The following is a 21,650-nucleotide window of genomic DNA, read 5'->3' on the forward strand; positions in this document are numbered from 1 at the left end:
CTGCAAAAGGAACTCGGGCTCTCCTACCTGTTCATCGCCCACGACCTGCAGATCGTCCGGCACATCTCCGACCGCGTCGCGACCATGTATCTGGGGCGCATCGTGGAACTGGGCACCTACGCGGACGTCTACGACCGCACCGCCCAGCCCTACACCCGGGCGCTGATGTCCGCGGCGCCGGAGCTGCGCCGGCACGACGGCACCGACCGCGAACGCATCATCCTGCAGGGGGACCCGCCCTCGCCGATCGACCCGCCCACAGGATGCCGCTTCCACACCCGCTGCCCGATGGCCCAGGCCATCTGCGCCACCACGGAACCGGAGCTCATCCGGGTCGGGGACACGCACGCGGCCCGCTGCCACTTCGCCACCGACAACGCGGCAAATTAGCACCGTTTGTGCACCCGATTCCAGGGTGCACAAATGCCCATTCACAAGTTTTGTTATTAAAGGAGTAATTTCGTGGATCTCAAAGTAGGTGTTGTCGGTTTCGGCCTGCGTGCCGGACTGTACAAGCACGCCCACCGTCCCGGCGAGGGTTCGGTCGTGAGCATGGTGTGCGACACCAGCGAACGTGGCCGCGCCGACGCGGCGGAGAAGCTGCCCGAGGCGACCATCACCGCCGACCTGGACGAGCTGCTCAACGCGGGCCTGGACGCCGTGCTGGTGCTGACCCCGGACAACCAGCACGCCGTGGTGGCCAAGCGCACCCTGGAAGCCGGCATCCCGACGTTCTGCGAAAAGCCGCTTGACGTCACCCTGGACGCGGTGGACGAGGTGCTGGAAACGGCATTCCGCACCGGAACCAAGCTGTACGTGGGGCACAACATGCGCCACATGCCCGTGGTCCGCCAGATGCGCGACATCATCGAGTCCGGCGCCATCGGCGAGGTCAAGGCCGTCTGGTGCCGCCACTTCGTGGGCAACGGCGGCGACTACTACTTCAAGGACTGGCACGCCGAGCGCAAGAACACCACCAGCCTGCTGCTGCAAAAGGGTGCCCACGACATCGACGTGATCCACTGGCTCGCCGGCGGATACACCGAACGCGTCTCCGCCGTTGGCGACCTGGCCGTGTACGGGGACGTCGAGTCCCGTCGCGACAACACCGACCGCCGCATGTGGGACTGGTTCTCGCTGGAGAACTGGCCGCCGACCGAGCAGACCGACCTGAACCCGGTCATCGACGTGGAAGACATTTCCATGATGCAGATGAAGCTGGACAACGGCGTGCTGGCCTCCTACCAGCAGTGCCACTTCACCCCCGACTACTGGAGGAACTACACGGTCATCGGCACCGCGGGCCGCCTGGAGAACTTCGGAGACGACGCGGGCAACATGATCAAGGTGTGGAACACCCGCAGCCAGGACGGTTACGTGAAGGCTGACATCGAGGTGGAAATCGAGGCCGCCGACGGCGGCCACGGCGGCGCCGACCCGCGCCTGATTGCCGAATTCCTGCGTTTCGCGGCCGAAGGTGGACCGACCGAGACCTCGCCCATTGCCGCACGCGCGGCGGTTGCCGCTGGCGTGCTGGCCACCGAGTCCCTGCGCACCGACGGATCCGCCAAGCAGGTTCCCGCGCTCAGCGAGGAACTGCTTGCCTACTTCGCGGCCAACCAGGAGCGCGTCAACGCCTAGTCAGGCGTCCCGGGACAAGGCTCCGTGGCACTGAACCGGGGGCTCTCCCCACCAATCGTTTGGTGGGGAGAGCCCCCGTTTTTGCGTGTGGGGAAATGCGTGGGGGATGGCGCCGGTGAACGCGCTGCGTCAGTGGTTCGTGAGCTCGGCCATGGCCTCGCGCATGGCCTGGACAACCAATTGCACGCTGCGCCGGTGCATGGATTCGGGCCGTGCCAGCAGGTCGATCCGGCGCCGGTTGGCGATGCCTTCAAGCCCGCGCAGCACCACGTGCTCGCCCATCGTTGCACCGGCGGTATAGCGCGGAATGATGCCGATGACGTCCCCGGATGCAACAAGCGCGGCAACCGTGGCGTAGTCGTTGATGCGGTGGATGATGTTCGGTGCGGCTCCCGAGACGGCACTGATCGCGCCAAGCACATCGGCGGGGGAGAATCCCTCGCGGCTGACCACCCAGCGTTCGTTGACGAGGTCCGCCGGGCGCAGTGTTTGCCGGTCCGCCAGCGGGTGGCCCGCGGGCAGGGCGATGTCCAGCGGTTCGTGCGCCAGCGGCGTGACGACCACCCGGTCCGTGGGCCAGTGCGGGGTGTGGTCCATGCGGTGTGCCAGCACCAAGTCGTAGCGCGCGCTCAGTGCGGGGAAGTCCTGCTGGGCGACGTCCTCGTCGAAGAACTGGGGCAGCGGCGCGCCCTCGAAGGCCAGCTTGCTCAGCAGCGGGGCAAAGAGCGACTGCCCCACCGAGTGGAACCCAGCAATGCTGACCGGAGCCGTGGCGCTCTCCTGGAAGGCGCCGATCGCCGTCCGAGCGGCGGCCAGCGAGGAGACCACCGCGGCCCCGGCTGCGGCCAGGACCTGGCCCGCCTCGGTGAGGACCAGGTTGCGTCCCTCCTTGCGGGTGAGCGGCACGTCGATGTTGCGCTGCAGCAGCGCCAGCTGCTGCGAGACCGCGGAAGGCGTGACATAGAGCGCGCTGGCCACGGCCTTTACGGATCCGAGGTCGCCGAGCTCGCGCAGGATCTGCAGCTGGTGTACTTCCATGTAGCAAATTCTAAATCGTTGATTGAGAAACATGTGCATCTTCTAAGGTGTCAACCGGGTGATGCAGGTGACACACTTGAAACCGATCACGTTCGTCAGGGCGCCCGCTCGGGCGCAAGTAAGGAAAAAACGATGAAGGCACTGTACAAGTCCGGACCATACGCCGGTTTTGAACTCGTTGACCGCCCCGAGCCCGTCACCGGCGACCGTGACGTCAAGATCCGCGTGATGACCGCCGGCATCTGCGGCACCGACCTGCACATCCAGGCCTACGACGACGCGGCGAAGGCCATGATCAAGGCCCCAATGATCCCGGGCCACGAGTTCTACGGCGAGGTCGTGGAGGTCGGCGACGACGTCAACGACGTCAAGGTCGGCGACCGCGTCTCCGGCGAGGGCCACGTGGTCTGCGGCATGTGCCGCAACTGCCGCGCCGGCCGCCGCCAGATGTGCATCAACACCGTCTCGGTCGGCGTGCAGCGCGACGGCGCATTCGCCGAGTTCGTGGTCATCCCCGAAACCAACGTCTGGGTCCACCGCGACGCCTCGATCACCCCGGAACTCGGCGCGATCTTCGACCCGTTCGGCAACGCGGTGCACACCGCGCTGTCCTTCCCGCTGGTCGGCGAGGACGTGCTGATCACCGGCGCCGGTCCGATCGGCCTGATGGCCGTGGCCGTCGCCCGCCACGCCGGTGCCCGCAAGATCGCCATCACCGACGTCTCGCCGAACCGCCTGGAGCTGGCCCGCGGCATGGGCGCGGACCTGGCCATCGACGTCTCGAAGATGCGCATCAAGGAGGCCCAGCACGAGCTCGGCATGCTCGAGGGCTTCGACTTCGGCATGGAAATGTCCGGCCACCCGACCGCGCTGCCGGAAATGATCGAGAACATGAACCACGGCGGCCACATCTCGATGTTGGGCCTGCCCTCCAGCTCGATCGACATCGACTGGGGCAAGGTCGTCACCCACATGCTCACCCTCAAGGGCATCTACGGCCGCGAGATGTTCGAGACCTGGTACGCGATGAGCGCGATGCTGACCTCCAACCCGCAGCTGCGCGAACGCGTCGCCTCCGTGGTCACCGACTTCCTGCCGGCCACCGAGTGGGAAGCCGGCTTCGAGGCCGCACGCTCGGGCCACGGCGGCAAGGTCGTGCTCGACTGGACCGTCTTCTAAACTTCCCCCTCAGCCTCTTCCTCATTTCCGCGACTTCCAGGAGAAGCACATGTACACCACCATGAAAGACGAACTCGCCGCCGAGCTGGCGCAGCTTCGCACCGACGGCCTGTTCAAGTCCGAGCGCCACATCGATTCGCCGCAGTCGGCGCGCATCGCCGCCGGCGAGCTCGGCTCCGAGGCCAAGAAGGTCCTGAACTTCTGCGCCAACAACTACCTGGGCCTGGCCGACGACGCCCGCATCATCGAGGCCGCCAAGAACGCCATGGACGAGCGCGGCTTCGGCATGGCCTCGGTCCGCTTCATCTGCGGCACCCAGGACCTGCACCTGGAACTGGAATCCGCAGTCTCCAAGTTCCTGGGCACCGAGGACACCATCCTGTTCTCCAGCTGCTTTGACGCCAACGGCGGTGTCTTCGAGTCGCTCTTCGGTGCGCAGGACGCCATCATCTCCGATGCGCTGAACCACGCCTCGATCATTGACGGCATCCGCCTGTCCAAGGCCGCGCGCTTCCGCTACGCCAACCAGGACATGGCAGACCTGGAGACCCAGCTGCAGGCAGCCGCCGCGCTGAATGACGGCGCCGGCGCCCGCCGCACCATCATCGTCACCGACGGCATCTTCTCCATGGACGGCTACTTGGCCCCGCTGGAAGCCATCTGCGACCTGGCCGACAAGTACGGCGCGCTGGTCATGGTCGACGACTCCCACGCCGTGGGCTTCATGGGCGCCACCGGCGCAGGCACCCCGGAGCACGCGGGCGTCTCCGACCGCGTCGACATCTACACCGGCACCTTCGGCAAGGCCCTCGGCGGCGCGTCCGGCGGCTACGTCTCCGGCCGCGGCGAGATCGTCGCGATGCTGCGCCAGAAGGCCCGCCCGTACCTGTTCTCCAACTCGATGGCCCCGGCCATCGTCGCCGCGACGCTCAAGGCGCTGGAACTGGTGGAGGGCTCGGGCGAGCTGCGCGAGAGGCTCTTCGCCAACGCCTCGCACTTCCGCACCCGCATGACCGAAGAGGGCTTCGACCTGCTCGACGGCGAACACGCGATCGTCCCGGTCATGTTCGGCGACGCAGTGAAGGCCGCCGAGGTCGCCGGCAAGATGCTGGAGAACGGCGTCTTCGTGACGGCGTTCAGCTTCCCGGTGGTCCCGAAGGGCGCCGCGCGCATCCGCGTGCAGCTCTCCGCCGCGCACTCGGCCGAGGACATCGAGGCCTGCGTTCAGGCCTTCGTCGCCAGCCGCTAAGTAACACCACGCAGCAAGAGGCATCGCCCGCATTCCCCGGTTGGGGGGAGTGCGGGCGATGCCTGTTTAAGTAGATATCGATCGCCGTCCCGGGGCGCGGACGGCAAGACGAATATTGCGGGGCCGTCTATGTCTCTTGCTGGAGCCGTGCGAGCAGGCGATGCGGGTGTGCGGCGGCGTCTGTGATGCCGAAATACGCGTGCGTGATCGTGCGGTCATTCACCACCAGGGTGCTGCGGACATGAAGCAGTTCGCCCTCGAAGCCGAAGGTCGGCAGGCCGCAGGCGGTGGCCAGGGCGAACCCGGGGTCCGAAAGCAGCGGGTAGGGCAGATGCAGGCGCTCGACGGCCTCGAGCTGGTAGTCGGTGTCCTGGCTGGAGAGTCCCAGGACCCGGTATCCGATGGCGGCGTAGTCGGCGGCAAGGTCGCGGAATTCACAGGCCTCCGGGGTGCATCCCTTGGCACCGGGAACCTGCTCCCACTCGGGCGGCTCAACCCGGTCCGGGCGGCCGGTCCGCGGATAGATGAACAGGACGAAGGAACCCGCGGCGAAGTCCATCGGGCCCATCGTTCCCCCCGTGGTGGACGGCAGGGAGAGCAGTGGGAACTGTTGTCCGATGAGGTAGTCGGCGGAGGTGTCGGGTGGGGTGTCCATCGGAACAGTTTGCCATACGGCGGCGAAACGCGGCCCGGACTACTCTGCCTGCGGTGGCCTACCGAGGCCCGGACTGATTGGAATGTTCGGGCGACCTGCCCGACGGCGAACACACGATCGGCCCGGTCATGTTCGGCGATGCCGCCGAGGTCGCCGGCAAGATGCTGGAGAGCGGTATCTTCGTGACCGCCTTCAGCTTTCCGTCCAGGTCATCATTGTCCTACATCGTGTGCCTTGGAAAGCCAAGGAGGCCGTCGTTCACCGGGGTGAACGACGGCCTCCTTGGCGAAAGCACTTAGTTGCTGGCGGCGAGCACGAAAGCGGAGTCGATGTTGATGGTGACCTTGTCGCCCACCAGCACGCCGCCGGCCTCGAGGGCGGCGTTCCAGGTGATGCCGAATTCCTTGCGGGAGATCTGCGTGGTTGCGGAGAACCCGGCTCGGGTGGCGCCGAACGGGTCGACTGCCACGCCGCCGAACTCGACCTTGAAGGTCACCGGCTTGGTGGTTTCCTTGATGGTCAGTTCGCCCAGGAGCTCGAACTCCTCGGGGGTGCCTGCGACGCCGGTGGACACGAAGGTCATCTCCGGGAACTGCTCGACGTTGAAGAAATCCGGGCCCTTGACGTGGGCATCGCGGTTGTTGTCGTTGGAATCGAAGGACTCGGTCTTGACGACTGCCTCAACCTTGGAGGTTGCGATCGAATCCCCGACGGTCAGTGTGCCGGTCACGTCGGTGAATGCGCCGCGGACCTTGGAGATGCCTGCGTGGCGGACGGTGAAGCCGACTTCGCTGTGCGAGGTGTCGAGGTTCCAGATGCCGGGGATGATTTCGATGCTCATGGGTGAAACTCCTTGTGGTGGGAAGCCGGTGCGGTTAACCGGATTACATGCTTATGCATACAAGTGTGCATCGATTTGGTTGACGTGTCAACCATTGATTTTTGTGAACGCAACACTTCTTCATCTGTTGCTTGCGCGCAAGGGCGGTGGCAAGGCGCGTGAATGCATGGCGGATTCATCTTGAAAGTGGTTGAGTGGCGGGCCCGGTTGGTGACGGGCGAGCACGAAATTGCTCTCATGCCGTTCTTTGCGGATGCGTGATAGTCGCACGCCGCATTTGGGTCTTGTTGCAAGGGGTCGCGGCACGAGTAACTGGTGCGCGCTTGGCGGTCGCGAGTCACCGACCTCCGTGGAAGTTGGGGGCGAAGTATTCCCTGAATCCCGGAGACGGACCGTCATCCAGGGATCGGGTATGCGCCCGAGTTTGGAACGTGAATGCCCTTGCCGGTCGTCGGTCTTGGTTGCAGGCGCCCCGGGTTCCGGCAACGCACAGCCGACCCAAGCACCAAGACGCGGACGCGACGGTGCTATTCGGCCAGATGAACCTATTTGTTGAGCTTGTCGAAAATCTCCTTGGCCTTTTCCTTCAATGTGGCAGGACTCAAGGCACCGCCAACCTTCTTGAGCAACGACGTCAAGGTCTCTTCGATATGGTGCAAGGAGTCGCCTTTCTTGAAGGGATGCTTGGCCACGAGTTCGTCAAATTTCTTCCCGAGCTCAGCTTCCAACTTCTTCAAGGCATCCTTGTTGAACTTGATTTCCATCTCCGTCACGACTTCTGTGCTGTCCGGTCTGCGAGATCCGCAGTGCATGAATTATCCCACCAGAAGCAGGGAAATGCCCGGCATGAGGGTGGCACTCCGGACCCGTAACGACCCGAGTCATAGGCGTTTTTCTGCCGCCGGAATTTTGCGTCCGCCGGGACTCGATCGATCGATCGACCGTCGTCGACTGGATCGGGGTGGGATGACGAATGCCGCCCGCATCCCGGTGGGGGAGCGGGCGGCATTGGTCGTGTGATCGGCGCGTGGCCTCAGCTGATCTTGCGGCGGTAGATGGCGACGGCAAAACCGTAGGCGACGACGAGGATGCCGACGAGCCAGGCGAGGGCGACCCAAATGTCCCCGCCGACCGGTTCCTGGGCGAAAAGGGACCGGATGGTGTCCACGATCGCCGTCACGGGCTGGTTCTGCGCGAACCACGCGACCGGGCCGGGCATCGTGCTGGTGGGCACGAACGCCGAGCTGATGAACGGCAGGAAGATCAAGGGGTAGCTGAACGCGCTGGCCCCGTCGACGGTCTTCGCCGACAGCCCGGCGATCACGGCGATCCAGGTCAACGCCAGGGTGAACAGGACCAGGATGCCGGCGACCGCCAGCCAGGCGGCCGCCGACGCCCCGGTGCGGAACCCCATGGCCAGCGCGACGCCGATGACCACCGACACTGACACCAGGTTCGCCGCGAGCGAGGTGAACACGTGGGCCCAGAGCACGCTGGAGCGCGCGATCGGCATGGAGGCGAAGCGCTCGAAGATGCCGCCCTGCAGGTCAAGGAACAGGCGGTACGCCGTGTAGGCGACGCCGGAGGCGATCGTGATCAGCAGGATGCCCGGGAGCATGTAGTTGACGTACGACCCGTCTGATCCGGTGTTGATGGCGCCGCCGAACACGTACACGAACAGCAGCATCAGCGCGATCGGGGTGACGGCCGTGGTGATGATGGTGTCCGGGCTGCGCAGGATGTGGCGCAGCGAGCGGCCGGTCAGGACGCCGGTGTCGGCCAGGGCGTGGGTGCTCATCGTGGTTCCTTTCCCGCGGGCACGGCGTCGCCGGTTTCCGCGGCGTCGCCGACGAGGCTGAGGAAGACCTCCTCGAGGGAAGGCTGCTTCTCGACGTACTCGACGGTGGCCGCCGGGAGCAGCGCCTTGAGTTCGGCGAGCGTGCCGTTCTGGATGATGGTGCCCTGGTGCAGGATCGCGATCCGGTCGGCGAGGTGTTCGGCCTCGTCGAGGTACTGGGTCGTGAGCAGCACCGTGGTGCCGCCGTCGGCGAGCTGCTTGACGGTCCGCCACACCTCCAGACGCGACTGGGGGTCGAGCCCGGTTGTCGGCTCGTCCAGGAAGATCACCGGCGGGTTGCCGATCAGGCTCATCGCGATGTCCAGCCGGCGGCGCATGCCGCCCGAGTAGGTCGCCGCCTTGCGGTTCCCCGCCTCGGCGAGCGAGAAGCGCTCGAGCAGGTCGTCGGCGATTGATCCCGGGTTCTTCAGGTGGCGCAGCCTGCCGATCAGCACCAGGTTTTCCCGGCCGCTGAGCACCTCGTCGACCGCGGCGAACTGGCCGGTCAGGCTGATGGACTCGCGCACCTCGCCCGGATTCGCGGCGACGTCGAAGCCGCTGACCGTTGCGGTGCCCGCGTCGGACTTCAGCAGCGTCGAGAGGATCCGCACCAGCGTGGTCTTGCCGGCGCCGTTCGAGCCGAGCAGCGCGAAGATGCTGCCCGCGTTCACCTCGAAGTCGACGCCCCGCAGCACCTGCAGGTCCTTGAACGACTTCTCGATGCCCCGCACCCGGATCGCGGGTTCCGGGGCCTGGTCGGTACTCATGTCATGTTCTCCGTTCCGGGCGCGTTCACGCCTCGTCGGCGGATTGGTTGGCGGGTTGGCCTGCGGACTCGCCGGCCGACTGGTCGATGGCGTCGATCAGGCGCTTGCGCTCCTTGTTGATCCACTGGCCGTCCGAGTAGTTCTGGATGAAGGTGTCCGCGAACTCCACCGGGTCGTCCCCGACGATGTCGCGGATCGGGGTGCCGTCGGCGGCGGCGCCCTCGATCAGGTCGGCGAGGTCCTCGAGCATCTTGACGAGGACATCGCCCTTGACGATCGAGCCGGCGTACATGAAGTAGCGCTCGATCCCGTCGATCGCCGTCCTGTAGCTTGCGGGGAGCGCTTCCTTGCGGGCCTTGTACTGGCGCCAGCGCTTCTTGTCCTCGAACGACCCGGTGACCAGTTCGATCCATTTTGCTGCCATGGCTACTTTCCTTCTTCCTGCGTGTTGTTGATGTTGTGGCGGAGCTGTTCGATCCGTTCCGCGAGGAAGCTCCAATTCCTCCAGAACTCTTCGAGGTACTCGCTGCCCAGTGCGTTCAGCGAGTAGACCTTGCGTGGCGGCCCCTTCTCGGAGGGGACCTTCTCGATGTCGACGAGGCCGCGCTGCTCGACCCTGACCAGCAGGGCGTAGACGGTGCCCTCGACGATGTCGGAGAAGCCTTGGTCGCGCAGCCGGGCCGTGATTTCATAGCCGTATGCCGGCCGGACGGCCAGGGTGGCGAGGACGATGCCCTCGAGCGTGCCCTTGAGCATCTCTGTCGATTGCTTGCCCATGGAGCTCTCCTTGTAACTACTCTGTGTTGCTGACTACCACTATATAGTAACACTGAATAGCGATCGCGCAAGGGGTGGATTTTTCGGTTTTCCATGCCGCGGCGGCGGGCGCGGCGCCCTTGAAGCTCGAGGGCCCTTCTGCCGGACCTCGCACTTGGTGCTTGAAAACCGTCGTCCCCGGCTGGTTGAGTTGCTCCATGACCCGACTGTCCCCAACTTGCGTATGGCCAGTGGTGCACGGCGAACGTCGTGCACTGTTCGAGGACCTGCGGGTGCTGGAACCGCAGCAGTGGCGGACGCCGTCGTTGTGCCCCGGCTGGGATGTCCATGATGTCCTGGCGCACCTCATCGATTCGGCGCGGACCACCCGCCTGGGTTTTGTGCGCCGCATGGTCGCCGCCGGGTTCGATTTCGATCGGGACAACGCGGTGGGAGTGGCTAGGGAGAAGAAGGAGGACCCCAGCCTGACGTTGGCCGGGTTCGGCGCCGTCCTGCCGCTGACCTCCACGCCTCCGGCGGCGCTGGCCACCCGCCTCGTCGAGTCGTTCGTCCACGGCGAAGACATCAGGCGTCCCCTGGGCATCGGTCGGGAGTACCCGGCAGGCGAGGTGGCCAAGGCACTGGCGTACCAGGCGAACACCACGGTGAAGATGGGCGGCGGCAAGGAACTGGCCGCCGGGTGGCGGTTGGTGGCCTCGGATGCGGACTTCGTGCATGGTTCGGGGCCCGAAGTCAGCGGCCGGGCCATTACCCTGCTTCTGGCCGTGTCCGGAAGGCCGATCGACCCGGGGGAGCTGGGCGGCCCCGGGGCCGGGGGCTTCCTGCATCGGCTTCAAACCTGACGTCCGGCCGGTGGTCGTTTCGGGAGTCCAGCGGACGTGGACCACGTACACAATTTTGCGTCGCCCTCCAGATGTTCCTGAAGGACCGCTCGGGTACTTCCGTTAGCGGCCTTTATCGGTCATCCTGAAATCGGAACGGCGTAGGGCCGTCCGGAGGAGTTAGGGGTAGCCATGTCCTCGAATGATGGAGCCTCGTGGGGTCCACTGATTGTGGGGGTGATTCCCAAGCAACATCCGGAGGTCATTGCCCAGGCAACGGTGCTCGCCCAGCAGCTTGATCGTGACATCATCTATGCCTACGTGGAACCCAACAGCTATTTGACGGAGTGGAACCTCAAGGAAAACATCAGGGAGCAATCGTTGCATCCACGCGATGTCGACGAAGACATGACCGCGAATGCCATGGAGATCCTCTCCCAGATTGAAACCCAGATGTCCGACAGCACCGCCAAGTGGGGTCTGCGAATCCTTGCGGGCGAGACTTGGAAGGCGCTGGCGCGCCTGGCGTCGGAGGCCGATGCCTCGATGATTATCGTCGGGACCAGGGAACCCACATTCGGGGCGCACGTTTCCCAATTGCTCAACGGGGCCACCGCATCCCACCTCACTTTCCATCAGCACCGGCCGGTCTTGGTGGTTCCGACCGCAGCCCAAAAGGGAAAACACTGAGGCTGGACAGCGTGGTTTCGGCGGCGTGGCCGGGCAGCGTGGCCAGAACGACGGGCCCCTGAAACCGGGCGAACCCGCCACGGCGAATCTCCCGGATTCCACCGAGGGACCTTTGCTTAAAAGTTCCATGAGGCCGCACGCAGGGACGTTCGGCGGGTTGTCCGGAGCCGGCGGTGCCGGATCTTGACGTAGAGAGTCGAAGCGGAGGACGCTCATTGTAGGTCCTCCGGCGGCCGTGGCCCCAGCAGAACCTTGGCGCCCCAGGTCCACTCCCATGAACACCCACCAGAGGAGAGCACCATGAGCACGCAGTTCAACGAGTTGCTAACCCGCCAGGTCGGCAACGAGTTCGCGGCCTCCCAGCAGTACATTGCCATCGCGGCCTGGTTCGACGGCCAGGACCTTCCCCGGCTTGCCAAGCACTTCTACCGCCAGTCGCTCGAGGAACGCAACCACGCCATGATGATGGTCCGCTACATCCTGGACCGCGGCATCAAGATCACCATCCCCGGGATCGAACCCGTCCGCAACGACTTCGAATCCGCCGAGGAACCTCTGGTTCTTGCCCTTGCGCAGGAGCTTGAGGTCACGGACCGCATCAAGGAACTGTTCGCCGCGGCGAGGGCGGAAAACGACCCTCTGGGTGAGCAATTCATGTTGTGGTTCCTCAAGGAGCAGATCGAGGAGGTCGCCTCGATGTCCACGTTGCTGAACGTCGCCCGCCGGGCGGACAACCTCTTCGACGTCGAGACGTTCCTGGCCCGCGAGAGGGTAGGCGACGCCGGCCAGTACGGCGGCGGGCATGGCGCGCCTGCGGGGGATGGAGGGACACCGGAGGCCGCCGGAGGCGCACTCTAGAAGAATTTCCGTGGACCGGGATTCCCGAGAACGGCCCTAGTGGTCTGCCATGCGAACGGGCCTTGGCCCCGAACCCCGGAGGAGACGGGCCGGCGGCCGCGCCAGATGCCGCAGGCCGCAGACGTATGGCAGACCAAGGGTCTACCATGTACCTACATAGTGGCGATAGCTTGAGCACATCGGCTACATTTCACTGCTTGTCATTGGTGAGGCCGAGAGCAGCAAGGCCCGGTGGCGCCCCGAATCGGAATTGGCGCTTCAGAAGTCGAACCTGCCGCTCCCGGCCGTGGCCACGCGACGAAACGGCTTGGGCTTGTTGCCGCGGCCCGATGAAAGCAGGGTGGCATGAGCGTATCGCCCCTCATCTGGGGCATCACCATCGTCGTCATCGTGGCGCTTCTCGCGTTCGACTACTTCTTCCACATCCGCAAGGCGCATGTTCCCACGCTGAGGGAAGCAGCGGTGTGGTCCGCCGTCTATGTGGGCATCGCCGTTCTCTTCGGGGTGCTGGTCCTGTTCCTCGGCGGCGTCACCATGGGGTCGGAGTACTTTGCCGGGTACATCACGGAGAAGGCGCTCTCCGTGGACAACCTCTTTGTCTTCCTGATCATCATTGCGAGCTTCGGGGTCCCACGCGAGGACCAGCAGAAGGTCTTGTTGTTCGGCATAGTGTTTTCGCTGATTGCCCGAACCGGGTTCATCTTCCTGGGCGCGGCGCTGATCAACTCCTTCGCCTGGGTGTTCTACATTTTTGGGCTGATCCTGCTCATCACGGCGGGCAACCTGCTCAGGCCCGGGGCACACGGCAGGGAACAAACCGAAAACTTCACGGTCCGCCTGGCCAAGAAGTATTTCCACACCACGGGCCGATTCGACGGCGACAAGCTCTTCACCATGCACAACGGCAAGAAGGCGCTCACGCCCATGCTGCTGGTGATGCTGGCGATCGGCGGCACAGACATCCTGTTCGCGCTGGACTCCATTCCCGCGATCTTCGGGCTGACCCAGAACGTGTACATCGTCTTCACCGCCACCGCTTTCTCCTTGATGGGTCTGCGCCAGCTCTATTTCCTGATCGACGGTTTGCTGGATCGGCTCATCTACCTTTCCTGGGGCCTGGCGGCGATCCTGGCTTTCATCGGGGTCAAGCTGGTGCTCCATGCCCTCCACGAGAACAACCTGCCGTTCATCAACGGAGGCGAGCCCGTCACGGTCATCGAAATCAGCACCGACCTGTCCCTGGGCGTGATCATCGGGGTGCTCACCGTGACCGTGATGGCCTCGATGCTGAGCAAGGCCGGCAAGGCGCAAACGACGATCAACAGTGCGCGCCGGCATGCGGCCAGCTACCTCGACCTTGACTACACGGCCGATCTTGCCGAGCGGGAACGGATCTACCGACTCCTGACGCGGGAGGAGGAGCAGATCCTGGAAATGGACCCGAAATACCGCACCAAGACCACCGACATCGGGCGGATCCGCGAGCAGATCACGGAAGCCCATCGGCAACACGCGGAGTACCTGGATCGGTAGCACCGGGTCTCCCGGCACCTTCCCGCGGCACGGACTCTCCGACCCGCCCGACCCCCGCCAGCACAACCACGAAGGAGAAACGCAATGAACAACGAAGACACGTTCAACAGCACGAGTCCAGTACCGGAGCCTGCCTCCAGCGACAGCATCGTCGTCGGCCACGACGGGTCCAAAGGTGCAAGCCACGCGTTCACCATGGCCATGGAGCTCGCCGCGCAGCTGTCGGCACCCGTCGTCGTGGTCAGATCCTGGTCGATCCTGACCGCGCCGCGGCCGGCCGAGTGGGAATACGGCTACGTGTCCTCGTTCGCCGAGTACACCGCCGCGGTCCGCGAGGAAATGATGCTCGGTCTCAAGGACACCGTCAAGAAGTTCGACAAGGTCCGGGTGACCTATGAGCCCATCCACGCGCCTCCGGCCAAGAGCCTGATCGACGTCTCGCGGAACGCCCGCATGCTGGTGGTTGGAACCCGCGGGCACGGTGGACTTGCGGGCATGCTGCTCGGGTCGGTGAGCGAGCAGTGCGTGCGGCACGCTGCCTGCCCGGTCCTGGTGGTCCGGCCGAAGGCCTGATGCAAAGGCCGCATGGGGCATTCACCTCCCAGTGGAAGCCCCATGCGGCCAGTCTCAGACCCGGCCCGGGCGGGCCGGGAGCTCGTTGATGACCCGGTACCCCAGGTTCGGGTCAAACCCGTGGATCTCGCGAGTGTCGAGGGCCTCCATGTAGGAGAGGATCTCCTTGGTGACGACCTGCCCCGGCACGAGGATCGGGAATCCCGGCGGGTAGGGGGTCACGAACCCCGCCGAAACCACCTCGTCCCCGGCGATGACCCGTTCGGCCAGCTGCTTCGGCATCAGGTAGCCGCAGCTGCCGGTCTTGTACGTGGTGAAGTACGCCGCGCGGATGTCGCCGTCGGTCGTCTGGTCGTCGCTGCGGAAGCGATCGGCAAAGCGGCTGAAGTCCGGCAGCGGCGGCGGCGTGCCGATCAGGGCCGCAACCGTCTCCTTGCGGGCTTCCAGTGCCAGCGGGCCCATGTCCGACTGTTCGCGCTCGAAATGCTCGGCGAGCTTGACCAGCACGTCGATCAGGTACGCCACGGAGCTGCGCGAGGTGCCGATGTTGGTCATGAAGAGCACGGTGTTCCGCGAGGTCTTGTTGACCTGTATCCCGTGCAGGTCCATCAGGTACTTGTGCTTGAACGTGTCGCCGTCCACCCCGGTCTTGCCGATGTGCAGGGTGAGCCGGCTGGGGTCGACGACGAACTCGTCGGTGCGCCAGGCCTCGTCCATGGCGGCGAGCCCGTCCTGCAGCGGCATGGGCGAGGCCGTGGCGCGGAACTCCTCCGGGATCAAGTCGTGGGTGCTGAGCACCCGGAAGTACTTCTTCAGCAGCGGGTGGCGCGCCACCATCCGGGCCACGGACTGGGCCAGGTAGGCCTGGCGCTGGACCAGCTCGTAGCCCTCCAGCTCGGCCTGGCGCCGGCCGATGTCCAGCGAGGCCAGGATCTGGTAGTTCGGCGAGGTCGAGGTGTGGGTCATGTACGCCTCGCGGAAGGTCACCTCGTTGAGGTGGCTGAAGTCCTGGTCGAAGACGTGGATCATCGACCCCTGGCGCAGCGAGGTCAGCGTCTTGTGCGTCGACTGCGTGGCGTAGACGCGCAGCCGGGCCGTCTCCGGGTCCGGCAGCAGCCGCGTGGAGAGCCACACCTGGTCGTCGGCCGGCTGGCCGGTCTCCGCATCGAAGAGTGCCGCCCGCTGGGCCTTGGCGCGTTCGATGTAGTCGGGATCCTTGAAGTTGGCCTCGAGGGCCGCGGCCGCGGCCATGGCGGTGCGCCGACGGTAGATGGGGTGGAACCCTGCGAACGCGAACCAGGCCTCGTCCCAGAGGAAGACCAAGTCCGGCTTGATGGCCAGGCATTCCTCCATCACGCGCTGGACGTCGTAGACGATGCCGTCGAAGGTGCAGTTGGTCAGCGTGACCATCTTGACCTCGTCGAGGCGGCCGGCGCGGCGGTAGTCGAGCAGCATGCCCTTGAGCGTTTTCAGCGGCACGGCGCCGTAGAAGGAGTACTCGTCCAGCGGGTAGGCGTCCACGTAGGCGACCTGCGCGCCGGCGAGCATGAGCGCGTAGTGGTGGGACTTGTGGCAATTGCGGTCGGCGATGACGACGTCGCCCGGGGCGACGATGGACTGGTGCACGATCTTGTTGGCGGTGGAGGTGCCGTTGGTGACCAGGTACGTCCGCCGGGCCCCGAAGGCGCGCGCGGCCAGCTGCTGGGCGCCCTTGATGGAGCTGCGCGGGTCCAGCAGCGAGTCGAGCCCGCCGGAGGTGGCGGAGGTTTCCGCATGGAGCAGGTTCAGGCCGTAGAACTCGCCCATGTCCTTGATCCACCGGGAATTCACCACGGAGCCGCCGCGTGAGACGGGCAGGGCGTGGAAGACCGCCGCGGGCTTGCGGCTGTGGTGCTGCACGGCGTCGAAGAAAGGGGTCTTGTACCGTTCGGCGACCCCCTGCAGCAGGGACAGGTGGAGTTCCATGGACTCGTTGCGGCGGAAGAGCCGGTTGAATCGCCGGCCGGAGGCCCCGGCAAGCTCCTCGATGGACACGTCGGCCACCAGGTACAGGTCCAGCTCCGGGCGCAGGCCCTTGAGCAGGTCCGCCAGCTTCAGGATCCGTTCGTGGGGCGGGTAGACCGCAACCCCGGGTTCGATCATGGCATCGAGGTACTTGCGCAGGTCGTCGCCCGGCCGGTGGCGGGACGGCACGGAAAAGCCGGGGCGCAGGATGCAGGCCTGGATGGTGGGGTTCAGGAGCACGGCGATGAGCGCGTCCTCGAGGCTGGGCACCACGTTCACCGCGTAGGCGAAGGCGTCGGTGCCCCGGCGCTGGCTGAACATCTCGGCGACGAACTCCTCGCGCACCGTCTCGGACATGTCGTCGACGACCAGGACCTCGAAGCGCGGCCGCGGGTCCGGCAGCGCCGGCCTGGCCGGCTCCAGGGCCACGGCGGGGGAGTCCGGATCCGCCAGGTGGTCCTCGTGGTCCGGTTCGAAGCGCGCGAATCCGCGGGTCACGGCCTCGGTCAGGACCAGGGCCGCGGCGTGGTCGCCCTCCTCGAACCGCGCACGAAGCGCCGCCACGTGCGCCATTCCCGGCACCGCCCAATAGGCCTCGACCGCCTCGAGGATGCAGAGCCGGCGCTTGACCTCGTCGAACAGCCCCTTTTCGGCCAACGTGGGGTCGGTGACGCCGTGCAGCTGCTTGGCGGCATAGGCGAGGTATTCCCAGACGTCGGTGCGCAGCCTCCACACGTTGCTGGGAGTGGGGTATTCGTCATCAATTTTCACTGCGGGAGCCTTCACGGCTGCTCCGATCCTAGGGTGCGTCCGAGCCGGACGTCTGTTGGCCATTGCAAGATTCGGGATCGCCGGGAACGGGCGACGACCACCCACGGGCGGGTCGGAAGGAGTTGGCCAACCGCCCGTGGGGTACAAAAGGGACCGCTCATTGCAGCGTTGCAGCGATCGAGTCGAAGGCCCGCAGGGTGGCAAAGAGCTTGGCGGCGTCCTGCGGCAGCGGCCAGCTGGACAGCTTCACCCCCACCATCTTTGCGGACCGGTTGATGTAGATCATCTGCCCGTGGATGCCCAGGCAGAGCAGCACGTCGTTGCCCTCGTACGGGAACCACATCTGGTTGCGGTACATCCCGCCGGGCATCCGGTTGTCGCCCGGGCTGTTGGCGAAGGCCTCACGGGAATCCGGCGCCCCCGCGAGGGTTTGCCCGACCCAGTCCTCGGAGAGCACCCGCTCGCCGTTGAGCGCGCGGCCGCCATCCAGGAACAGGGACCCGAAACGGGCGAGGTCGCGCAACGTGGCGTTGATCCCGCCGTCGAACATCCCGGTCCCGAACTGGTCGATGCCGATCGTGGCATCGGCTTCGGCACCGATCTTGCCCCACAACACGCGGGACATCAGCGTGGGCATAGACTCCCCGGCGGCAGCCTCGCAGATCCACCCCAGCATGTCGGCCTCGCAGGAACGGTACTCGAAGGCCTCGCCGTGGGCGGTCTTTTGCCGCAGCGTCATCAGGTACGGGTACAGGCCGGTGGGTCCGGGAGCGGCCGGCGGTGCCCAGCCGATCGCCTCCTCCAGCATCCGCACCTCGGCGAACGGATCAAGGTAGTTCTCGGAAAACGCGATGCCCGAGCGCATGTCCAGCAGGTCGCGCACCGTGGCACCCGCATAGCCGGTATCGGCCAGTTCCGGCACATACGCGGTCAGCGGCTTTTCGGGACTTAGCACCCCGGAATCGGTGAGCGCCCCGGCGACCGCGCCGATGAGCGACTTGCTCACCGACATCAGCAGGTGCGAGGTATCTGCCTTCATCTCACCGAAGTACTGCTCGGTGAGCACCCTTCCGCGGTGCAGCACCATCCACCCGTCTGTGTCGGTGGACCCCATGACCGAGCGCACGCTTGAGTCCGGACCCACGCCCAATTCCGTCACGTCCGGAACGTCCGGCTCGGTGCCGGGCACCGTGATTGAATCCAGGTCGCGGTGGGCGGCGGGCAGCGCCACCGCCAACCCCTGCCCCCGAGAGATCACCGCGGTGGGCAGGAAATCGGCAATGTGCTGAAAGGACCAACGAAGGTTCTCGGGCATTTGCCAATTTTTCATGTCCACCCCTGGCGGGAGGTGATCCAGGTTCGTACCGTCCACTAACGCTCCGTTCCGTGGCCACAGCGGTGCAGCATTGCGCTGCTGCACCGCCACGGCGCTTTCGTTGCTGCTAGCATGCAGCCTGTTCATTGCCGCAGTCTTGCGGCGTTGTTTGCTCCGGGCCCTACCCCGGGGTTTTAACCCCGGCACCCACGGCATAGTCGGCCGTCACCGCCCCATCCAAAGGCAGACCGACGAACCCGGCCCTGATGCAGTCGATGAAGTGCTTGGCCCTGATGCTCAGCTGCGAGGTCCCGTTCCGGTCGATCTGCAGCCGGCCCTTGGTGATCAGGATGCCCAGGTCGGCACCCTTCCAGCGGTAGTCGCCGGGACCGTAGACGCGCAGGAAGAACGCCTCCGACTCGTTCTGCAGCAGGTGCCAGTCCAGGGCGGCCCCGCTGAAGACCAGGGCGCCGTTGGCGTCCAGGTAGTACAGGCCGGTGGCCGGGGTGGCGGTGAGCAGCTCGACCCGGTCCGAGGTTTCCTTGATGATCATGTGGCTCCACACGTCGGCGCCCGAGAGCGCCTCCCAGCGCTCGTTGATCTCGTTGACGTCCAGGTCGAAGTCCACGTCCATGTATTCGAGCAGGTGGAAGAGGAACAGCGGAACGTCGGCGTAGGCTCCGGCGGTCACGTTGGTGATGGCGCTGGCCCCGGAAATGCGCGGGTTCAGTTCGCCCAGGTAGACCTCGTCGGTGTCCAGGTCCACGAGCACGTCGACCTCGAAGAAGCCGCGGTAGCCCTCCACGACCAAACGGTCGCCCATGCGCTGGACCAGGTCCATGGCGCGGGCTCGCTGCGAGGCGGTGAGGACGTCTGGGTGCATTTCATTGCCGCACCAGCCACCCGGGTACGGGGTGAGGTCCTGGTGGCCGGCCAGCTCGGCGAGGAACGGGCCCACCACGGTGCCCGAGCGCGTCAGCACGGCCTCGACGGCCACGGCCAGGTTGTTGATCCGGCGCATGACCTTGATCTCCTGGCCGACGATCTCCGCGGCGTGCTTGTCCCACTCGGCCTCGTTGGCAATGAAGAACGTGGTCTTGCCCGAATCCCCGTAGGGGGTCTGGATCACCAGTTCGTCCCCGAGCCCGGCCTTGTCGACCTCCTTGCGCAGGGTCTTCCAGTCGCTTCCCTTGGTCAGGACGTTCGGCACGGAAGGCGCGCCGGCCTCGTTGCCGAGCTGGGTGGTGATGATCTTGGAATCCAGCCGGTGGCGCAGCTCGGCCGACGGCAGGATCAGGTCGTATCCCAGCTCGTTGCAGATCTGCTCGGTTTCCTCGTTGAAGAAGACCATGGCGACCTTCGGCCGAATGCCCGGGCGCAGGCCCCTGGCCATGCGGGCCCGGACCTCGGCGTTGAGCAACAGCCAGTTGTTGATCTCCTCGCCCGATTCGAATTCGCGGTACGGCTTGTGCGCGGGGGTGAAGACCCGCGGGTGGGCCCCGTCCCAGGCGTTGTAGTAGCTGATGTAGGTGAAGTTCCGCACCCAGCGGTCCAGCCCCAGCAGGTTGAACGGGGTTGCGCCGATGAAGAAGATCGGCACGTCGTTGGTGCGGAAGAAGTGGCGGACCTCGGAGATGTTGCGCAGCTCCTGCGGGTAGGTGATCGCCGGTGCCGTCGATGCGAAGGCCGCATCGGTGCCGATGGTTGCCTCGGGTGCTTCGGGGCCGGTCGGGGTGGCGCGCGGCGTCGGCTCATCGGCGACACGCTTTTCAGCCGGTGAGGCGGTGGCTGCGACGCCTGTCTTGGCTACCGCTGCAGGCTTGGTCGCGGCCTTGGCCGCCGGTGCCTGGGCGGTTGGGGTCGAAACCGAAGCCGGCTTTTCCGCCGATGCGGCAGGCTTTTGCACGGTCGCCGTCTTGGGCGCGACGTCAGCGGTTTTCACTGCCGGTTTCGCTACCGTAGCCGGGGCGGATTGGGAAGGGGTGGTGGTAGCCGCGGTCGGCTTGGTGGCAACGATGGCCGGCTTGGCAGCTGCAGGCTTGTCAGTGGTGGACGCAGTCGCTGTTGCGCCCGTCTTGGTTGCGGTGTCTGTTGCTTTCGCCGGGATCTTCGCGGCGGGAGCCTGGGCCGGGGTAGCCGCGGTCGGCTTGATGGAAACGGTGGCCGGCTTCGCAGTGGTCGGCTTTTCCGAAGTGGACGTGGTTGCTGCTGCAGCTGTTTTCGTCGTGGGCTCGGTGGCCTTCACCGGGGTCTTCGCGGCGGAGGCCTGGGCCGTGGTATTAGATGCGGCGGCCGTCTTTACCGTTGCGGATGTCGTCGCGGTCGCAGTGGTTGCAGTGCCAGTCTTGGCTGCGGGTTTCGCGGCGCTGGCTTGGATCGAGGGAGAGGTTGCGGCTGTGGATGCAGTGGCCGGCTTTTCCGTCGTGGTCATAGTGGCTGACATGCCTGTCTTGGTTGCGGTGTCCGTTGCCTTCGCCGCGGGTTTCGCGGCCGGGGCTTGGGTCGAGGAAGAAATCGTGGCCTTGTTTGCCGAAATTGATGTCTTTGCTGCTGTTGGTGCCGTCACGGCGGGTTTCGTCGTTACTTCCTTGGCCGCTACTTCGTTAATTTCACGGGAGGATGCGGACACCGTCGCGGAGGCCGCTGCGGTTTTTGCCGAGGTCGAGCCTCCCTCAACCGTGTTCTTGGAAGCCGTGGATTTAGCCACATTCTTTGTAATCTGACTCGGCTGGCCGATCTTTTTAGTGGCTTTGTTCGCACGTGCGGTCAATGTCATACTCCTTCCATTGGGAGAACACCGAATCTTGCGGAGGCAGGCAATTCCGAACTGCCGAACGGCGGTGCCTTCCGTTTCTGGACGGATGCACCGGAAGTACGGCAACCAGGTGAAGGCCAACCTCCCCCGAATGCCATCCGCAGCGGGTGCCACAGATCGACTGGTTCGAGTTCGACGTTTCCATCATCAAGTTCCGCCAACATAGTGTGATTCAGTGAACAGCGCGTGTACGCCAAATGGCCGTGTCGTGCATCTCACTATTGGCGTAAAGCGATTGACTGTATACAACACCGACCTCGGTTCCCGACAGGGAGGTTGCATCCGG

The 21,650-nt window shown here is 65.3% G+C and carries 22 protein-coding genes; 11 read left to right on the forward strand and 11 right to left on the reverse strand.

All coding sequences use genetic code 11. The annotated features are described in order from the left end of the window. Together ACFY5D_RS17785 and ACFY5D_RS17790 are read left to right on the forward strand one after the other, a co-directional pair. Positions 1 to 390: oligopeptide/dipeptide ABC transporter ATP-binding protein (locus ACFY5D_RS17785; RefSeq protein ID WP_387532913.1), on the forward strand; the 390-nt coding region annotated here is incomplete at its 5' end. Positions 391 to 462: 72 nt separating this feature from the next. Continuing rightward, positions 463 to 1,641, forward strand: a complete 1,179-nt coding sequence (locus ACFY5D_RS17790; RefSeq protein WP_387532916.1) for a Gfo/Idh/MocA family protein — start codon at positions 463 to 465, stop codon at positions 1,639 to 1,641. A 129-nt stretch (positions 1,642 to 1,770) separates the two neighbouring features. On the opposite strand, the gene ACFY5D_RS17795 is transcribed toward ACFY5D_RS17790, so the two are convergent. Then, complete coding sequence (locus tag ACFY5D_RS17795) at positions 1,771 to 2,679, reverse strand: LysR family transcriptional regulator (protein WP_387532918.1); 909 nt, start codon at positions 2,677 to 2,679, stop codon at positions 1,771 to 1,773. A gap of 132 nt (positions 2,680 to 2,811) precedes the next feature. On the opposite strand from ACFY5D_RS17795, the gene tdh reads away from it, so the two are divergent. Together tdh and ACFY5D_RS17805 are read left to right on the forward strand one after the other, a co-directional pair. After that, the gene (gene tdh / locus ACFY5D_RS17800) at positions 2,812 to 3,858 is read left to right on the forward strand and encodes an L-threonine 3-dehydrogenase (protein ID WP_387532920.1); all 1,047 of its coding nucleotides are present in this window, start codon (positions 2,812 to 2,814) and stop codon (positions 3,856 to 3,858) included. A gap of 49 nt (positions 3,859 to 3,907) precedes the next feature. Further along, positions 3,908 to 5,107, forward strand: coding sequence for a glycine C-acetyltransferase (locus ACFY5D_RS17805; protein WP_387532923.1), 1,200 nt, complete (start codon positions 3,908 to 3,910; stop codon positions 5,105 to 5,107). Between the two features lie 127 nt (positions 5,108 to 5,234). On the opposite strand, the gene ACFY5D_RS17810 is transcribed toward ACFY5D_RS17805, so the two are convergent. Beyond that, positions 5,235 to 5,762, reverse strand: coding sequence for a peroxiredoxin (locus ACFY5D_RS17810; RefSeq protein ID WP_387532925.1), 528 nt, complete (start codon positions 5,760 to 5,762; stop codon positions 5,235 to 5,237). Between the two features lie 77 nt (positions 5,763 to 5,839). On the opposite strand from ACFY5D_RS17810, the gene ACFY5D_RS17815 reads away from it, so the two are divergent. Beyond that, complete coding sequence (locus ACFY5D_RS17815; RefSeq protein ID WP_387533676.1) at positions 5,840 to 6,061, forward strand: hypothetical protein; 222 nt, start codon at positions 5,840 to 5,842, stop codon at positions 6,059 to 6,061. On the opposite strand, the gene ACFY5D_RS17820 is transcribed toward ACFY5D_RS17815, so the two are convergent. From ACFY5D_RS17820 to ACFY5D_RS17845, 6 genes are all read right to left on the reverse strand, one after another. Then, positions 6,058 to 6,603, reverse strand: a complete 546-nt coding sequence (locus ACFY5D_RS17820) for a YceI family protein (protein WP_387532928.1) — start codon at positions 6,601 to 6,603, stop codon at positions 6,058 to 6,060. The genes ACFY5D_RS17815 and ACFY5D_RS17820 overlap by 4 nt on opposite strands. 545 nt (positions 6,604 to 7,148) lie before the next feature. Further along, the gene (locus ACFY5D_RS17825; RefSeq protein WP_387532931.1) at positions 7,149 to 7,376 is read right to left on the reverse strand and encodes a hypothetical protein; all 228 of its coding nucleotides are present in this window, start codon (positions 7,374 to 7,376) and stop codon (positions 7,149 to 7,151) included. Between the two features lie 260 nt (positions 7,377 to 7,636). Then, the gene (locus tag ACFY5D_RS17830; protein ID WP_387532933.1) at positions 7,637 to 8,401 is read right to left on the reverse strand and encodes an ABC transporter permease; all 765 of its coding nucleotides are present in this window, start codon (positions 8,399 to 8,401) and stop codon (positions 7,637 to 7,639) included. Next, on the reverse strand, positions 8,398 to 9,207 hold the full coding sequence (locus ACFY5D_RS17835) for an ABC transporter ATP-binding protein (protein WP_387532936.1): 810 nt from the start codon (positions 9,205 to 9,207) through the stop codon (positions 8,398 to 8,400). The genes ACFY5D_RS17830 and ACFY5D_RS17835 overlap by 4 nt, the downstream gene beginning before the upstream one ends. Positions 9,208 to 9,232: 25 nt before the next feature. Beyond that, positions 9,233 to 9,631, reverse strand: coding sequence for a DUF1048 domain-containing protein (locus ACFY5D_RS17840; protein WP_387532939.1), 399 nt, complete (start codon positions 9,629 to 9,631; stop codon positions 9,233 to 9,235). Between the two features lie 2 nt (positions 9,632 to 9,633). Then, positions 9,634 to 9,984, reverse strand: a complete 351-nt coding sequence (locus ACFY5D_RS17845; RefSeq protein ID WP_387532942.1) for a PadR family transcriptional regulator — start codon at positions 9,982 to 9,984, stop codon at positions 9,634 to 9,636. A 197-nt stretch (positions 9,985 to 10,181) separates the two neighbouring features. Here ACFY5D_RS17845 and ACFY5D_RS17850 point away from each other — a divergent pair, with 197 nt between their 5' ends. The 5 genes from ACFY5D_RS17850 to ACFY5D_RS17870 all read left to right on the forward strand — a co-directional run bounded on the left by ACFY5D_RS17850 (position 10,182) and on the right by ACFY5D_RS17870 (position 14,459). Beyond that, positions 10,182 to 10,826: a maleylpyruvate isomerase family mycothiol-dependent enzyme gene (locus tag ACFY5D_RS17850; RefSeq protein ID WP_387532945.1), complete on the forward strand. Its 645-nt coding sequence runs from the start codon at positions 10,182 to 10,184 to the stop codon at positions 10,824 to 10,826. Positions 10,827 to 10,997: 171 nt separating this feature from the next. Continuing rightward, positions 10,998 to 11,495 (forward strand): universal stress protein, encoded by a 498-nt coding sequence (locus ACFY5D_RS17855; protein WP_387532947.1) that lies wholly within the window; start codon positions 10,998 to 11,000, stop codon positions 11,493 to 11,495. 300 nt (positions 11,496 to 11,795) lie between these two features. Next, a complete protein-coding gene (locus ACFY5D_RS17860) occupies positions 11,796 to 12,353 on the forward strand; it encodes a ferritin (RefSeq protein ID WP_387532949.1) in 558 nt (185 codons plus the stop codon). 345 nt (positions 12,354 to 12,698) lie between these two features. Next, positions 12,699 to 13,886 (forward strand): TerC family protein, encoded by a 1,188-nt coding sequence (locus tag ACFY5D_RS17865; RefSeq protein WP_387532952.1) that lies wholly within the window; start codon positions 12,699 to 12,701, stop codon positions 13,884 to 13,886. Positions 13,887 to 13,970: 84 nt separating this feature from the next. Next, on the forward strand, positions 13,971 to 14,459 hold the full coding sequence (locus tag ACFY5D_RS17870; protein WP_387532954.1) for a universal stress protein: 489 nt from the start codon (positions 13,971 to 13,973) through the stop codon (positions 14,457 to 14,459). A gap of 54 nt (positions 14,460 to 14,513) precedes the next feature. On the opposite strand, the gene ACFY5D_RS17875 is transcribed toward ACFY5D_RS17870, so the two are convergent. The 3 genes from ACFY5D_RS17875 to ACFY5D_RS17885 all read right to left on the reverse strand — a co-directional run bounded on the left by ACFY5D_RS17875 (position 14,514) and on the right by ACFY5D_RS17885 (position 20,455). Further along, positions 14,514 to 17,297, reverse strand: a complete 2,784-nt coding sequence (locus tag ACFY5D_RS17875; protein WP_387532956.1) for an aminotransferase class I/II-fold pyridoxal phosphate-dependent enzyme — start codon at positions 17,295 to 17,297, stop codon at positions 14,514 to 14,516. A 94-nt stretch (positions 17,298 to 17,391) separates the two neighbouring features. Beyond that, entirely contained in the window at positions 17,392 to 18,549 is a 1,158-nt protein-coding gene (locus ACFY5D_RS17880) for a serine hydrolase domain-containing protein (RefSeq protein WP_387532959.1), read from the reverse strand. Between the two features lie 181 nt (positions 18,550 to 18,730). Further along, complete coding sequence (locus tag ACFY5D_RS17885) at positions 18,731 to 20,455, reverse strand: biotin carboxylase (protein ID WP_387532960.1); 1,725 nt, start codon at positions 20,453 to 20,455, stop codon at positions 18,731 to 18,733. On the opposite strand from ACFY5D_RS17885, the gene ACFY5D_RS17890 reads away from it, so the two are divergent. Next, positions 20,382 to 21,272 carry a hypothetical protein gene (locus ACFY5D_RS17890; protein ID WP_387532962.1) on the forward strand — a complete coding sequence of 297 codons (891 nt, stop codon included), beginning with the start codon at positions 20,382 to 20,384 and terminating at the stop codon, positions 21,270 to 21,272. The two genes, ACFY5D_RS17885 and ACFY5D_RS17890, sit on opposite strands and share 74 nt — an antisense overlap. Positions 21,273 to 21,650 lie beyond the last annotated feature (378 nt).

The sequence above is a fragment of the Paeniglutamicibacter sp. NPDC012692 genome (genome assembly GCF_042901625.1).
In the GTDB taxonomy this organism is placed as follows: Bacteria; Actinomycetota; Actinomycetes; order Actinomycetales; family Micrococcaceae; genus Paeniglutamicibacter.

Excerpts from the sequence above, each read along its gene's own strand:
- ACFY5D_RS17795 (WP_387532918.1), bottom strand. The coding sequence starts at position 2,679 with ATGGAAGTACACCAGCTGCAGATCCTGCGCGAGCTCGGCGACCTCGGA.
- tdh (WP_387532920.1), top strand. The coding sequence starts at position 2,812 with ATGAAGGCACTGTACAAGTCCGGACCATACGCCGGTTTTGAACTCGTT.
- ACFY5D_RS17805 (WP_387532923.1), top strand. The coding sequence starts at position 3,908 with ATGTACACCACCATGAAAGACGAACTCGCCGCCGAGCTGGCGCAGCTT.
- ACFY5D_RS17810 (WP_387532925.1), bottom strand. The coding sequence starts at position 5,762 with ATGGACACCCCACCCGACACCTCCGCCGACTACCTCATCGGACAACAG.
- ACFY5D_RS17820 (WP_387532928.1), bottom strand. The coding sequence starts at position 6,603 with ATGAGCATCGAAATCATCCCCGGCATCTGGAACCTCGACACCTCGCAC.
- ACFY5D_RS17830 (WP_387532933.1), bottom strand. The coding sequence starts at position 8,401 with ATGAGCACCCACGCCCTGGCCGACACCGGCGTCCTGACCGGCCGCTCG.
- ACFY5D_RS17835 (WP_387532936.1), bottom strand. The coding sequence starts at position 9,207 with ATGAGTACCGACCAGGCCCCGGAACCCGCGATCCGGGTGCGGGGCATC.
- ACFY5D_RS17840 (WP_387532939.1), bottom strand. The coding sequence starts at position 9,631 with ATGGCAGCAAAATGGATCGAACTGGTCACCGGGTCGTTCGAGGACAAG.
- ACFY5D_RS17845 (WP_387532942.1), bottom strand. The coding sequence starts at position 9,984 with ATGGGCAAGCAATCGACAGAGATGCTCAAGGGCACGCTCGAGGGCATC.
- ACFY5D_RS17850 (WP_387532945.1), top strand. The coding sequence starts at position 10,182 with ATGACCCGACTGTCCCCAACTTGCGTATGGCCAGTGGTGCACGGCGAA.
- ACFY5D_RS17855 (WP_387532947.1), top strand. The coding sequence starts at position 10,998 with ATGTCCTCGAATGATGGAGCCTCGTGGGGTCCACTGATTGTGGGGGTG.
- ACFY5D_RS17860 (WP_387532949.1), top strand. The coding sequence starts at position 11,796 with ATGAGCACGCAGTTCAACGAGTTGCTAACCCGCCAGGTCGGCAACGAG.
- ACFY5D_RS17865 (WP_387532952.1), top strand. The coding sequence starts at position 12,699 with ATGAGCGTATCGCCCCTCATCTGGGGCATCACCATCGTCGTCATCGTG.
- ACFY5D_RS17870 (WP_387532954.1), top strand. The coding sequence starts at position 13,971 with ATGAACAACGAAGACACGTTCAACAGCACGAGTCCAGTACCGGAGCCT.
- ACFY5D_RS17875 (WP_387532956.1), bottom strand. The coding sequence starts at position 17,297 with ATGGCCAACAGACGTCCGGCTCGGACGCACCCTAGGATCGGAGCAGCC.
- ACFY5D_RS17880 (WP_387532959.1), bottom strand. The coding sequence starts at position 18,549 with ATGCCCGAGAACCTTCGTTGGTCCTTTCAGCACATTGCCGATTTCCTG.